Genomic DNA, 13689 nt, shown 5'->3' with positions numbered 1-13689 from the left:
GTTTACGAAATCTCTATTGACACATGGGCCGTCTCGTTCATAGTGTCGTAAACGTTTACGGGATTTGCGGAAGAGGAGTTTCGCTTATCCCTTAGGAGGATATCAGTGACATCAAGAGCCGTTTTGTGCGGGTGCGGAGCTATGGCCAAAGGCTGGCTCCGAGCGCTTCAGTCTGCCTCCCGCTTGCGGGACGAGGTGGAAATCGTCGGTCTGGTCGATCTTGATCCGGCTGTGGCGGAGGCGCTTGCTGCCGAGTTCGGTCTCGGTGACGCCCGCATCGGGACGGATCTCGCTTCCATGATTGAGGCGACCAAGGCCAACATGGTGTTCGACGTGGTGGTCCCGGCCGCGCGCTTCAACGTCGTCTCTACCGCTCTCAAACTTGGCTGCGACGTGCTTTCCGAAAAGCCGCTGGCGGCCACCATGGAAGAAGCGAACACCTTGCTGAAGCTCGCCGAGGAAGCTGGTCGGGTGCATGCCGTCGTGCAGAACCGCCGCTTCATCTCCGGCATCCGGCGCCTGCGCCGCGCCGTGGAAGAGGGGCTGATCGGCGACCTCAGTGGCATCCACTGCGACTTCTTCCTCGGGCCGCATTTCGGCGGCTTTCGTGAGGCGATGGACAATGTCCTCCTGCTGGACATGGCAATCCACACCTTCGATGCCGCGCGCTTCGTCTCCGGAAAGCAGCCGCTTTCCGCCTACTGTGTCGAGACCAATCCGTCCGGCTCCTGGTATGCCCATGGCGCTTCGGCAAACGCGATTTTCCGGCTCTCGGGGGATGCCGTCTTCACCTATCGCGGCTCCTGGTGCGCCGAGGGGCGTCGCACGAGCTGGGAGAGTGCCTGGAGGCTCGTTGGCTCCAAGGGCATGATCACCTGGGACGGTGAAGACGCGTTCGAGGCGACGGTCGCGGGTGATGAGCCCGGCCTGCTGCGCGGTCACCGGAACGTCTCCATCCCCCCGGCGCCCGACGAGGATCAAACCCATGGGCATGAGAGCGTGCTCGTGGAGTTCGTCGATGCGGTCGAAACAGGGCGCCGGCCGGAAACCGCGAGCGACGACAATATCAAAAGCCTTTCCATGGTGTTCGGCGCGATCGAAAGCGCCCGCACCGGCCTTCCCGTCAGCATTTCATCCGAAGGACATTGAACCCGTGAGTAATCCAGCAAAATCCATTCGTATCGGTACCATGGTCAGCGCCAGCGGCGGCAAGGCGGCAGAGCGGATCGGCCAGATCGGCGACATGGGCTTCGAGAGCTTCGAGCCCTTTTTCTGGCAAACAACGAACGGTCAGGATCTGGCCGATCTCGGCAAGCGCTGCGTCGAGGCGATCGGTGATCGCGACATCACCATCTCTACGCTCGGCATGTTCGGCAATCCGCTGGAAGAAACCGACATGGACCTGCAGACCCTGCAGGGATGGAAGGACTGCATCGACAATGCCCATCACTTCGGCGCCACCTGCGTTGCCGGTTTCACCGGGCGTATCCGCAACCGTCCCCTGACGGAAAGCCTGCCGCGCTACCGCGAGATCTGGAGCGAACTTGCCAAGCGTGCCGCCGACAAGGGCGTGAAGATCGCGTTCGAGAACTGCGCCATGGACGGCAACTGGCAGACCGGCGACTGGAATATCGCGCACAATCCGGATGCCTGGGAGCTGATCTTCAACGAGACGCCGGACGATCACATCGGGCTCGAATGGGAGCCCTGCCATCAGATGGTTTATCTCATCGATCCGATCCCGCAGATCCGCAAATGGGCGCACAAGTTTTTCCACGTGCATGGCAAGGACGCGACCATTCGCTGGGACGTGATCCGTGAGCACGGGGTCTTTGGCAAGCACCCCTTCGTCTTCATGCGCACGCCGGGCTTCGGCGACACCAACTGGACCGACGTCATCTCCGAACTTCGCCTCGCCGGCTGGTCCGGCTCCATCGACATCGAAGGCTGGCACGACCCGGTCTATCGCGACGCGCTGGAAATGACGGGGCAGGTGCATGGACTGAATTATCTCAAGAACTGCCGGGGCGGGGATTTCGTCACCGACCCGGTCTGATCCGTCGAAATATGGGTCTTGTGGAGGACAAGGCCCATGCAGAAACCCAAGAGGAGGAAACCATGGGTATTCGCAAGCATATCGTCTTCGGCGCCTTGGCGCTTGCCAGTGTCTCCCTGTTCGGGCTTTCCGCCCAGGCAGAAGACGTCAAGATCACCGTCTGGTCGCTCGACCGCGACATTCAGCCGGCTCCGAACCTGATCAAGGACTTCAACGCTCTCAACAACGGGATCACGGTGGAATATCGTCAGATCCAGTTCGACGACGTCGTCAGCGAGGCGATGCGGGCCTACTCGACGGGGCAGGCACCCGACATCATCGCGATCGACAATCCCGAGCATGCGCTTTTCGCCTCGCGGGGCGCCTTTCTGGACCTGACCGACAAGATCGCGGCATCCGATGTGGTGAAACCGGAAAACTACTATCCCGGTCCGCTGAAATCCGTGATGTGGGACGGCAAGTATTTCGGCATCCCGAAAGCGACGAACACGATCGCGCTCTACTACAACAAGGACATGTTCAAGGCGGCTGGCCTCGATCCTAACAGCCCGCCGCAGACCTGGGACGCGTTGGTGGAGGCTGCCCGCAAGCTCACCGATCCCTCCAAGAACGTCTATGGCCTGACCTTCTCGGCAAAGGCCAATGAAGAGGGGACCTTCCAGTTCCTGCCCTGGGCCCAGATGGGTGGCGGCGGCTACGACAAGATCAATTCCGAGGGGGCCGTAAAGGCGCTTGAAACCTGGAAGCAGATCATCGACGAGAAGCTTGCCTCTCCGGATACGCTGACCCGCAGTCAGTGGGATTCGACCGGCACCTTCAACTCCGGCAACGCCGCCATGGCCATTTCCGGCCCCTGGGAACTGGACCGCATGCTGAAGGAGGCAAAGTTCGACTGGGGCGTCGCGCTTTTGCCGGTGCCGCAAGAAGGCGCGGAGCGTTCCTCCGCCATGGGTGACTTCAACTGGGCGATCTTCTCCAACACGGAGCATCCGGACGAGGCGTTCAAGGTTCTGGAATACTTCGTCTCGCAGGACGACCGCATGTTCAAGGATTTCGGGCAGCTGCCGCCGCGCTCCGACATCACAATCGCGCCGACGGGTGAGCCTCTGAAGGATGCCGCCCTGAAGGTCTTCATCGAACAGCTTCAGTATGCCCAGCCGCGCGGTCCTCATCCGGAATGGCCGAAGATCTCCAAGGCAATCCAGGATGCGATCCAGGCTGCTTTGACGGGCCAGATGTCCGCCAAGGAGGCTCTCGATCAGGCGGCAGAACGCATAGACGCCGTCCTCGGCTAAAGGATCGGCAGGCGTGGTGATTGCCACGCCTGCCCAACAAACCTCCCGGAAGGCCGTCCCTGCCGTGGTGCGGGGGCGGCCGGCCCGGACGAGATCACCGGTAGTGCGGAGACATGAATGCGCAAGATCCTGACCAGCCTGACCGACGGGCGGGGCTTCGACCTGGGCCTCGTAACGCTGCCGCTTGGCTTCCTTTTCCTGATGTCCGGCCTGCCGCTCATCTACAACGTGCTGATGAGCTTTCAGGAAGTCGATATGTTCTCGCTGGGAACCTTCTTTCGACCCTTTGTCGGCTTTGACAACTACGTGACGCTGTTCTCCCAGCCACAGACCTGGCCAATCCTCTGGAATACGGCGCTTTTCGTGGTCGCCTCCATCGTCGGCCAGTTCGTCATCGGTTTCTCGCTGGCGCTCTTCTTCTGGGTGAACTTTCCCGGCGCCTCGTGGCTCCGTGGTCTCTTCCTCGTCTCGTGGGTCATGCCGGGCCTTGTGGTCGGCGCGATCTGGAACTGGATCCTCTCGGGCGATTTCGGCGTGTTAAATTACATGCTGCGCGAGAGCGGCATCATTTCCAGCAATATCTTCTGGCGGTCCGACCCCGATTTTTCGCTCTGGGCGGTCATCATCGCCAATATCTGGCTCGGGACGTCCTTCAACATGATCCTGCTGTCGGTCGGCCTCTCCGCCATTCCGAAAGACCTTTACGAGGCCGCCGAGCTGGATGGCGCCAATGTCTGGCAAAGGTTCTGGACCATCACGCTTCCGATGATGCGTTCGACGATCGGTGCGATCATCTCGCTCGGCTTGATCTTCACCTTGCAACAGTTCGACCTGTTTGCCGCGATCACGTCCGGCGGCCCCAACAATTCGTCCAACGTCACGCAATACTGGGCCTGGGATCTCTCCTTCCGCCAGTATGACTTCGCTCAGGGTGCCACGATCTCGGTCATCATGATCGTCTTCGTGATGTTCGCTTCCGTCGTCTACGTGCGTTCGACACGACACGAGGTGCGCGGATGAGCGAGACCACCCGAAACAGGCTGATGCTGGCGATCGCGCTTGTGCTTGCCGCAATCTATCTCTTCCCGCTTTACTGGATGTACATCACCACCCTGAAAAGTGGTTCGGCGATGTTTGCTACACCGCCCAGCTTCTGGCCGTCGGATCCGCAATGGTCGACCTATGCCTATGTCTGGGAGAGCCGCAATCTCGCCCGCTACATGTGGAATTCGCTGGTCATTGCCGTCGGTGCCGTCAGCCTGATCACGGTGCTCGGCACGGGCTGCGCCTATGTGCTTGCCCGTTATCGCAACCGCTGGATCGATGTCGGGCTCTTCCTCATCCTGATGCTGCAGGTCTTGCCGGCCTCGCTGATGATCACCCCGATCTTCGTCGGCTTCTCGCAGCTCGGCATGCTCGACTATCCGCGTCTGGCCGTCATCATCGCCATTGCCGCGAAGAGCATGCCCTTTTTCGTCGTCCTGGTGCGCGCCACTTTCATGAGCGTGCCGATCGAGCTCGAAGAGGCGGCCCTCGTCGATGGAAATTCGCGGATCGGGGCCTTTTTCAACATCGTGCTGCCGCTGGCCCGCAACGGCATCCTGGTCGCAGCTATCCTGATCTTTATGCAGGCTTTCGGCGAGTTCGTCTATTCGAAGTCGATGATCCAGGCTGCCGAGCTTCAGCCGGCAAGCGTCGGTCTGAACACCTTCATGGGGCCGAATACCAACGAGTGGAACAATATCATGGCCTTCGCCTCGATCTATGTGACGCCCATTCTCGCGGCCTTTGTCCTTCTGCAGCGCCGGATCGTCTCCGGGCTCACGTCTGGAGCTCTCAAATGACCCATCAGATCGAACTTTCCGGCGTCAACAAATACTATGGCGCCTATCACGCGCTGCGGGATATCGACCTAAAGATCAAGAAGGGTGCCTTCGTCGCACTTGTCGGGCCGTCCGGTTGCGGCAAGTCGACCCTGCTGCGGTCATTGGCCGGGCTCGAGAGCATTTCAGGCGGCGATCTGATCATCGCCGGTGAGCGGATGAATGGTGTGCCGCCGCGCAAGCGGGATCTTGCCATGGTGTTTCAGTCCTACGCGCTCTATCCGCATATGACCGTCGAGGAGAATCTAACCTATTCGCTGCGCATTCGCGGCGTGAAGAAGACGGAAGCCAAGAAGGCCGCAGAGGAAGTGGCAGCAACGACGGGCTTGTCGAATCTCCTGCATCGCTATCCGCGTGAGCTCTCCGGCGGCCAGCGTCAGCGCGTGGCGATGAGCCGGGCAATCATCCGGCATCCCAAGGCCTTCCTGTTCGACGAGCCGCTCTCCAACCTCGATGCGGCGCTTCGCGTCCACATGCGCAAGGAGATCCGCTCGTTGCATGACCGGCTGGGTGCGACCTCGGTCTATGTCACGCATGACCAGATCGAGGCGATGACCATGGCGGATCATGTCGTCGTCATGCGGCAAGGGGTGATCGAACAGCAGGGTGCACCGCTCGAACTCTACGACCGTCCGGTCAACAAGTTCGTGGCGGGCTTCATCGGTTCGCCCGCCATGAATTTCATACCGGCGACCGTCGGCGCCGATGGCAAGTCGCTGGCGCTTGACCTCGGCACGCCGCAGATGATCGCGCTTGATCGCCCGGTCCCGTCATCGTCACGGCTGCTTGTCGGATTGCGGCCCGAGCATCTGCGGCTGGTTCCCGACAGTGAGGCGCAGATCCGGCTGCCGGTCGGGATTGTCGAGAGCACGGGGTCGATGACCTACATTACCTCGGCCGGCGAGCCGGAGATCAATGTGGTCGTTTCCGAACGCCAGTCGCTGCGTCATGGAGACACGATGGCGCTCGGCTTCGATCCGGCTCATCTGCATCTGTTCGATGCCGAGACCGAGCAGCGGATCGAGGTTGCCTGACTTGGATCAAGCGTCAGACATCGAGGGTTGTCTGGCGCTCCCAGGCGGTGAAATGACCGCAATAGCTGTTCCATTCGTCATGCTTGAGCTTTAGGTAGGCCTCGGAGAACTGAGAGCCGAGCGCTGCCTTCAACTCATCGTCTTGCTCTAGAGCGCGCAGCGCGTCGAGCAGGTTCAGAGGCAGCCTCGGCGCATCCTTCACCGTATGGCCATCGCGGTACATGTCGATGTCATAGTGGGGGCCGGGATCGGCATTGCTCTTGAGGCCGCTCAGACCCGCCGCGATGATGATCGCCTGCAGCAGATATGGGTTCACTGCGCCGTCGGGCAGGCGGAGTTCGAAGCGACCGGGGCCGGGCACGCGGACCATATGGGTCCGGTTGTTGCCGGTCCAGGTGACGGTGTTGGGTGCCCAGGTGGCGCCTGAGACCGTGCGTGGCGCGTTAATGCGCTTGTAAGAATTGACCGTCGGATTGGTGATCGCAGCCAGTGCCGAGGCGTGTTTCATGATGCCGCCGAGGAAGGTCTTGCCCTTGGCCGAGAGGCCGAAGGGCATGTCCCTGTCGGCAAAGGCATTCACCTTGCCGTCGGGATCCCAGACCGAGACATGCGCATGGCAGCCATTGCCGGTCAGGCCCTTGAAGGGTTTCGGCATGAAGGTGGCGCGCAGCCCGTGCTTTTCGGCGACGGATTTGACCATGAATTTGAAGAAGGAATGCTTGTCCGCCGTCTTCAGGGCATCGTCGTATTCCCAGTTCATCTCGAACTGGCCGTTCGCGTCCTCATGGTCGTTCTGGTAAGGCTTCCAGCCAAGCGCCAGCATGTGGTCGCAGATCTCGGCAATAACGTCGTAGCGGCGCATCAGCGCCTGCTGGTCGTAGCAGGGCTTCTCGGCGGTATCGTACTGATCAGAGATTGTGTCGCCGTCAGCCGAGATCAGGAAGAATTCTGCCTCGACCCCGGTCTTGACGCGAAGCCCCATATCCGCGGCTTCTGCCACCAGCTTTTTCAACACCACGCGCGGCGCCTGGGCGACGGGCTGGTCGTCCATCATGCAGTCGGCAGCGACCCAGGCGACCTCCGGCTTCCAGGGCAGCTGGATGACGGATGAGGCGTCAGGGATGGCGAAAAGGTCGGGATGGGCGGGTGTCAGGTCGAGCCAGGTGGCAAAGCCGGCAAAGCCCGCGCCTTCCTTCTGCATATCGGCGATGGCCTGAGCGGGCACCAGCTTGGCGCGCTGGGCGCCAAAGAGGTCGGTATAGCTGATCATGAAGTATTTGATGCCCCGCTCCTTGGCGAAGCCTGCCAGATCCTGTGTCACGTCGTTCCCCTGTTTTTATGGATTGAGACACATCGGTTGAAAGAAGAATGGCCGCATCCGTGGTATCAGGATGCGGCCATTCAGGTGGTTAGAAACCTCCCTTTCCGGGATACCAGCTGGTGCCGGCAAGGGGCACCTGGGCCATGGCGGCGGCCTCCATCGTGAGCGCGCAGAGGTCCTCCGGCTCCAGATTGTGCAGCTTGTTCTTGCCGCAGGCGCGGGCGATGGTCTGGGCCTCCAGCGTCATGACCTTCAGGTAGTTGGCGAGCCGCCGTCCAGCGGCGACCGGGTCGAGGCGAGCGGCAAGCTCGGGATCCTGGGTGGTGATGCCGGCGGGGTCCTTGCCCTCGTGCCAGTCGTCATAGGCGCCGGCTGTGGTGCCGAGCTTCTGGTATTCCTCTTCCCATTTCGGGTCGTTGTCGCCGATCGCGACGAGCGCTGCCGTGCCGATCGCCACCGCATCAGCGCCAAGGGCCAGGGCCTTCGCGACATCGGCGCCGGAGCGGATACCGCCGGAAATCACCAGCTGAACCTTTCGGTGCATGCCAAGGTCCTGAAGCGCCTGGACGGCAGGGCGGATGCAGGCGAGCGTCGGCATGCCGACATGTTCGATGAAGACGTCCTGGGTGGCGGCCGTTCCGCCCTGCATGCCGTCGAGCACGACGACATCGGCGCCGGCCTTCACGGCAAGCGCGGTGTCGTAATAGGGGCGGGCGCCGCCGACCTTCACATAGATCGGCTTTTCCCAGTCGGTGATCTCGCGCAGTTCGAGGATCTTGATCTCGAGGTCGTCGGGGCCGGTCCAGTCCGGATGGCGGCAGGCGGAGCGCTGGTCGATGCCCATCGGCAGATTGCGCATCTGGGCAACGCGATCGGAGATCTTCTGCCCCAGCAGCATGCCGCCGCCGCCGGGCTTGGCGCCCTGGCCGACTACCACCTCGATTGCGTCAGCGCGACGCAGATCCCTAGGGTTCATGCCGTAGCGGGAGGGGAGATACTGGTAGACGAGCTTTTCGGAGTGGCCGCGCTCCTCGTCGGTCATGCCGCCGTCGCCGGTTGTTGTCGAGGTGCCCGCGAGCGTCGCGCCGCGGCCCAGCGCTTCCTTGGCGTTGCCGGAAAGCGCGCCAAAGCTCATGCCGGCAATGGTGATCGGGATCTTCAGTTCGATCGGCTTCTTCGCAAAGCGCGTGCCGAGAACCACCGAGGTATCGCATTTCTCGCGATAGCCTTCGAGCGGATAGCGGGAGATCGAGGCGCCGAGGAAGAGCAAGTCGTCGAAATGCGGCACCTTGCGCTTCGTGCCGCCGCCGCGGATGTCGTAGATGCCGGTTGCGGCAGCGCGGCGGATTTCGGCGAGTGTGTGGTCATCGAAGGTGGAGGACTTGCGCGGCGGGGTGAAGGGGTTGTGGTAGCTCATGGCCTGTCCTCGCCTCAATACGCGTCGGCATTGTCGATGTTGAAATTGTAGAGCTTGCGGGCCGAACCGTAGCGCTTGAACTCCTCGGGCTTTGCATGCGTCACGCCGGCCTTGCCCAGCAGTTCGGCGAGCTTTGCGAGATGCTCCGGGCGCATTTCCTTCTCGATGCAGTCGGCACCGAGGCTTTTCACCGAGCCGCGTACGAAGAGCTTTGCCTCATAGATGCTGTCGCCGAGCGCTTCGCCGGCGTCGCCGCAGACGACGAGGTGGCCGGACTGACCCATGAAGGCCGACATGTGGCCGATCGAGCCGTACACCACGATGTCGATACCCTTCATCGAGATGCCGCAACGGGAGGCGGCATTGCCCTTGATGACGAGCAGGCCGCCGCGACCGGTGGCGCCGGCATACTGGCTGGCATCGCCCTTGATGACCACCGTGCCAGACATCATGTTTTCGGCGACACCTGGCCCTGCCGAGCCATGGATGGTGACGGTGCCGCCGTCATTCATGCCGGCGCAGTAGTAGCCGACCGATCCCTTCACCTCGACCGTCACGGGCGCATCGATGCCGACGGCGACAGCATGATGGCCACGCGGATTCACCACTTCGAACAGGGTGTCGTTCGACCCTGCGCCAAGATTGTGGAGCGCGCTGTTCAGTTCTCGTAGCGGGGTATGGGAGAGATCGAAGGTCGGCATTCTGCAAGCTTTCTTGGTGTATCGCGGATCAGGCGGCCTTTTCATGGTCCCAGAAATAGACGGTGGCTGGCTCCGGCTCCCAGACACGGGCGGTCTCGATGCCCGGCAGATTGACGAGCGCGCGGTATTCCGAGCCGAAGGCGACATACTGGTCGGTCTCGGCCATGACGGCCGGCTTGCAGGCGATCGGATCGCGCACCACGCCGAAACCGGTCTTGGTGCCGACGACGAAGGTGAAGAAGCCGTCGAGATCATCGAGAGCGCCGGTCAGGGCTTCGCCGAGATCCTTGCCCTTGGCCATCTCGGCTGTGAGATAGGCAGCGGCCACTTCCGAGTCGTTTTGGGTCTCGAAGGACATGCCTTCGCGGATTAGCTCGCGGCGCAGGTTGTTGTGGTTCGACAGCGAGCCATTGTGCACGAGGCACTGGTCGGCCCCTGTCGAGAATGGGTGCGCGCCGAGTGTCGTGACGGCGCTTTCGGTCGCCATGCGGGTGTGGCCGATGCCGTGGGTGCCGCCCATGGCTCGGACGCCGAAGCGCTGTACGACATCCTTGGGAAGGCCGACTTCCTTGAAGATCTCGACGCTTTCGCCGGAGCCCATGATGCGGACATTCGGGCGGATATCTCTGAGGGTTTCCCGGATCTCGCTCAGCCGGCCGGCGTCGATGGAGATCACCGCGTGTGTGCTCTTGACCGCAACTTCGGTATCCATGCCGGCCTTGGCCAGGTCATCGGCGAGATCAGAAAAATCGCTCTCGGGCGCGGAAGACTGGATGGTCACCTTGGCCTTTTTCCCGTCAACGCCACCATAGATCGCGATGCCGGCCGAGTCCGGCCCGCGATCGGTCATGGTGATCAGCATGTCCGAGAGGAAATCGCCGAGCCGGGGCTCCAGCGCCTTATCCTTGAGAAACAGACCTACAATCCCGCACATGGCCACGCCCTCCAAAGTCTCTGGAGAAAGGGCTAGCAGCGGCATCCGAGAAAATCAATCGAAAGGAATAAAGTTTTCCTGAAGGGCAACTATCGTCGCTGCGGATAGGAGATGATGGAGAGGTAGCGGGCCGGCAATTTCACCAGTTCTTCCGGCCCGTGTGGAGCATCGGCGTCGAAGAACAGGCTGTCGCCTGCCTGCATCCGGTAGAGGCTGTCACCGTGGCGATAGACCACTTCGCCCTCGAGCATGTAGAGGAACTCCATGCCTTCGTGCTGAAAGGTCGGAAAGATGTCCGATTCAGCGTTCAGCGTGATGAGGTAGGGCTCCACCACAACACCGGAGGTGTTGTTCTCGATATGGCCAAGCAGGCTGTAGTGGTGACCGGCGCGGGTTCCGCGTCGCTCCAGATTGACCCCTTCACCCGCCTTCACGAAACTTGCCGATTTCGGCTCCTCGAAGCCACGGAAGAAGGCGGTGATCGGCATGCCTAGTGCCTTCGACAGCGCCTGAAGCGTGGTCAGAGAGGGCGAGATGTTGCCGTTCTCGATCTTCGAGAGCATGCCGACCGACATGCCGGTCGCAGCAGCGAGGTCTGCCACGGTGATGCCGAGTTTCTTGCGATAGGTGCGCACCTCGTGGCCGATCGCCATTTCGAGATTGTTGGCGCGAGGCTCACGGACGGCATGAGGATCCTGCGTCAGTGCAGGCTTTGAAGCACCGGGCGCTTTCTTGGTCTTCCTGGCCATAAATCCTCCTCACACTCCGCCAACGTCACCCGATGCCTTAGCGGATTCTGCGCGTCAGCCCAATGCTCCGCTATCCGTTCGTCACAGGCCGACGAAGACCAGAACAGCCAGAACAAGTGCCGCCAGGAAGACGGTGTCGGCAACCAACAGGCCGATTGCGCGTCCGCCGATCTTGAACACTTCCGGCAGGGAGGTCTTCACGCCGACGGCTGCGATGGCGACGAGCAGCGCCCAGCGCGAGATCATGCCGGCCCATTCTCCGACTAGGGGCGGGATGCTGACCAGCGAGTTCAGGGCAGCGAGCAGAAGGAAGGCGACCACGAAGCCGGGCAAGAGGGGTGGGCGTTTGACGTCGCCGGAAACCGTGCGGCGGAAGGCGAGGGCGGCGACCAGCACGACGGGTGCCAACATGGTGACGCGGATGAGCTTCACGAAAACCGCCGTTTCACCGGCTGGTACCGAGACGGAGAAACCTGCACCGGCGACCTGCGCGACGTCATGAATGGTGGAACCCAGGAAGATCCCTGTCTGGTGGTCGTCGAGCCCGGCGAGGCTTGCCAGGATCGGGTAGAAGATCATGGCGAGTGTCGACAGCATCGTCACGCCGATGACGGTGAAGACCATTTGCTGGTCGGCTTCCTTGCTCCGGTTGCCCAATGTCGCGGAGATCGCCAGTGCCGCCGAGGCGCCACAGATGGCGACCGCGCCGCCAGTGAGCACGCCGAACTGCGTGCCCTGTCCCGAGAGGCGCGAGGCGAGAATGCCGAAGAGGATGGTGAGCAGAACCGCGCCGACGATCATGGCGATGACGGCAGCACCCAGTTCCGCAAACATCGCGACACTGACGCGCAGCCCGAGCAGCGCGATGCCGAGCCTCAGCACCGTACGCGAGGCGAAGTCGAGCCCGGCAGCCGTCTTCGGGTCTTCAGCCAGAAAGTGCAGGGCGAGGCCGATCAGGATGGCGAGCAACATCGCCGGTGCGCCGTAGTGTTCCGACAGAAAGGCCGACGCCAAAGCGATCAGGACGGTGACGGACAGACCCGGAAACAAAGTCTGCCAGCGCTCACGCATGGTCATGGGGCGGCTGTCTCGCTCTAGCTCGGGCGAGGCAGTGGACGGATCTGGCATGGAACACCTCTGATGGGATCGCCCGGCGAATTCTGGCATGGATGATGCCAAGGGCGGCGGAATGGGATGCGCGGAAGGACCGCGCATCCCCTTGGTAATCAGTTCAAATCGGCTGCGCGCTCTGCGTCAACCTTCTTCTGCGCATCGGCAACGGCCGCCGTGAAGAGGTCGAAGACTTCGGCGCCACCGGTTACGTTCGACTTGAACCAGTCGAAGACAGGAGCAACGGCCGTCTTGAAGGCTTCCTTCTCTTCGGCGGTCGGCACATAGATCTCGCCGCCGGCCTTGGCGAAGTCCTGGTAGGCAGCGATCTCCTTGCGCTTCGGCGAGGCGAAGGTTGCCTGCTGGAGGGCGGCAAAGCCGTCAACCACGACCTGCTTCTGTTCCGGCGTTAGACCCTGGAAACGATCGTTCGACATCCACCAGAAGGCGCCCATGTAGCTGTGACCATCGAGCGTCAGGTGCTTGAGGCCTGCATCCGGGAACTTCATCGACATGATGTCGGTGATGCCGTTGGCAGTGCCCTCGACCACGCCGGTCTGCAGCGAGGTGAAGAGTTCCGGCCACGGGATCGGGGTCGGTGCGGCACCCACGGCGGTTGCAACCTGCTGCGGCAGGTCGGCCGGCACGGTGCGCATCTTCAGACCCTTCAGGTCTTCCGGCGTCTTCACCGTCTTCTGCGTGTTGGCATAGTTCCGCCAGCCGCCGGTGTTGCCGATGGTCATCAGGCGGATCTTGTTGTCGCTGTCGGCCAGCGCCTTTTCGCGCAGCTTCCGGGTGAAATCACCCGTCAGCACCGTTTCGGCCACGCGGTCATCGCTCATCAGGTAAGGCAGGTCGAGAACCTGGATGTAGGGGAAAAGGCCGGCAGCACCACCCGACGTGGAGATGTAGATGTCGATCGAGCCGTCGGCGACGCCCTGGAGGCATTCCTCGCCGGTGGCGCAAAGCTGGGTGCCGATGAAGAGTTCGACGGCGATCGCACCATTCGAGGCGTTCTCGACATAGTTCTTGAACACGACGAGGCCGTCATAGTCCTCGTCGTTCTCGTTGGAGTTTGCGGTGGCGCGAAGCGTGATGTCTGCCGCCTGTGCGACACCGGTGATGGTGAGCGCGCTGGCCAGCAGCAAGGTTTTCAACATGGACTTGAGCATTGTGGTTCCTCCCTGTT

The 13689-nt window shown here is 61.8% G+C and carries 13 protein-coding genes; 6 read left to right on the top strand and 7 right to left on the bottom strand.

The window, feature by feature from the left end:
* Positions 1-105: 105 nt before the first annotated feature.
* The 6 genes from M1E12_RS15185 to M1E12_RS15160 all read left to right on the top strand — a co-directional run bounded on the left by M1E12_RS15185 (position 106) and on the right by M1E12_RS15160 (position 6268).
* Positions 106-1149, top strand: coding sequence for a Gfo/Idh/MocA family protein (locus M1E12_RS15185; protein WP_479562392.1), 1044 nt, complete (start codon positions 106-108; stop codon positions 1147-1149).
* Positions 1150-1153: 4 nt separating this feature from the next.
* A complete protein-coding gene (locus M1E12_RS15180; protein ID WP_479562391.1) occupies positions 1154-2056 on the top strand; it encodes a sugar phosphate isomerase/epimerase family protein in 903 nt (300 codons plus the stop codon).
* Positions 2057-2118: 62 nt separating this feature from the next.
* Positions 2119-3351, top strand: coding sequence for an ABC transporter substrate-binding protein (locus M1E12_RS15175; RefSeq protein ID WP_136537847.1), 1233 nt, complete (start codon positions 2119-2121; stop codon positions 3349-3351).
* Positions 3352-3468: 117 nt separating this feature from the next.
* Positions 3469-4371: a carbohydrate ABC transporter permease gene (locus tag M1E12_RS15170; RefSeq protein ID WP_113458625.1), complete on the top strand. Its 903-nt coding sequence runs from the start codon at positions 3469-3471 to the stop codon at positions 4369-4371.
* On the top strand, positions 4368-5195 hold the full coding sequence (locus tag M1E12_RS15165; RefSeq protein WP_136537848.1) for a carbohydrate ABC transporter permease: 828 nt from the start codon (positions 4368-4370) through the stop codon (positions 5193-5195). Before M1E12_RS15170 ends, M1E12_RS15165 begins: the two co-directional genes overlap by 4 nt.
* On the top strand, positions 5192-6268 hold the full coding sequence (locus M1E12_RS15160; RefSeq protein WP_479562390.1) for an ABC transporter ATP-binding protein: 1077 nt from the start codon (positions 5192-5194) through the stop codon (positions 6266-6268). The genes M1E12_RS15165 and M1E12_RS15160 overlap by 4 nt, the downstream gene beginning before the upstream one ends.
* Before the next feature lie 13 nt (positions 6269-6281).
* Here M1E12_RS15160 and glnT read toward each other — a convergent pair whose 3' ends face one another.
* The 7 genes from glnT to M1E12_RS15125 all read right to left on the bottom strand — a co-directional run bounded on the left by glnT (position 6282) and on the right by M1E12_RS15125 (position 13672).
* Entirely contained in the window at positions 6282-7589 is a 1308-nt protein-coding gene (gene glnT / locus M1E12_RS15155; protein WP_479562389.1) for a type III glutamate--ammonia ligase, read from the bottom strand.
* 88 nt (positions 7590-7677) lie between these two features.
* Positions 7678-9006: an FMN-binding glutamate synthase family protein gene (locus M1E12_RS15150; RefSeq protein ID WP_479562388.1), complete on the bottom strand. Its 1329-nt coding sequence runs from the start codon at positions 9004-9006 to the stop codon at positions 7678-7680.
* Positions 9007-9020: 14 nt separating this feature from the next.
* A complete protein-coding gene (locus M1E12_RS15145; protein WP_479562387.1) occupies positions 9021-9707 on the bottom strand; it encodes a protein GlxC in 687 nt (228 codons plus the stop codon).
* Positions 9708-9735: 28 nt separating this feature from the next.
* Positions 9736-10641, bottom strand: a complete 906-nt coding sequence (locus tag M1E12_RS15140) for a class II glutamine amidotransferase (RefSeq protein ID WP_479562386.1) — start codon at positions 10639-10641, stop codon at positions 9736-9738.
* A gap of 89 nt (positions 10642-10730) precedes the next feature.
* Entirely contained in the window at positions 10731-11390 is a 660-nt protein-coding gene (locus tag M1E12_RS15135; RefSeq protein ID WP_479562385.1) for a helix-turn-helix domain-containing protein, read from the bottom strand.
* 81 nt (positions 11391-11471) lie between these two features.
* On the bottom strand, positions 11472-12461 hold the full coding sequence (locus M1E12_RS15130) for a YeiH family protein (protein WP_377344432.1): 990 nt from the start codon (positions 12459-12461) through the stop codon (positions 11472-11474).
* 155 nt (positions 12462-12616) lie between these two features.
* Entirely contained in the window at positions 12617-13672 is a 1056-nt protein-coding gene (locus M1E12_RS15125) for a TRAP transporter substrate-binding protein (protein WP_479562384.1), read from the bottom strand.
* Positions 13673-13689 lie beyond the last annotated feature (17 nt).

The sequence above is a fragment of the Rhizobium sp. K33 genome (genome assembly GCF_056501445.1).
The sequence above is the reverse complement of the archived record's forward strand: the minus strand, read 5'-3'. Positions and strand labels throughout refer to the sequence as shown.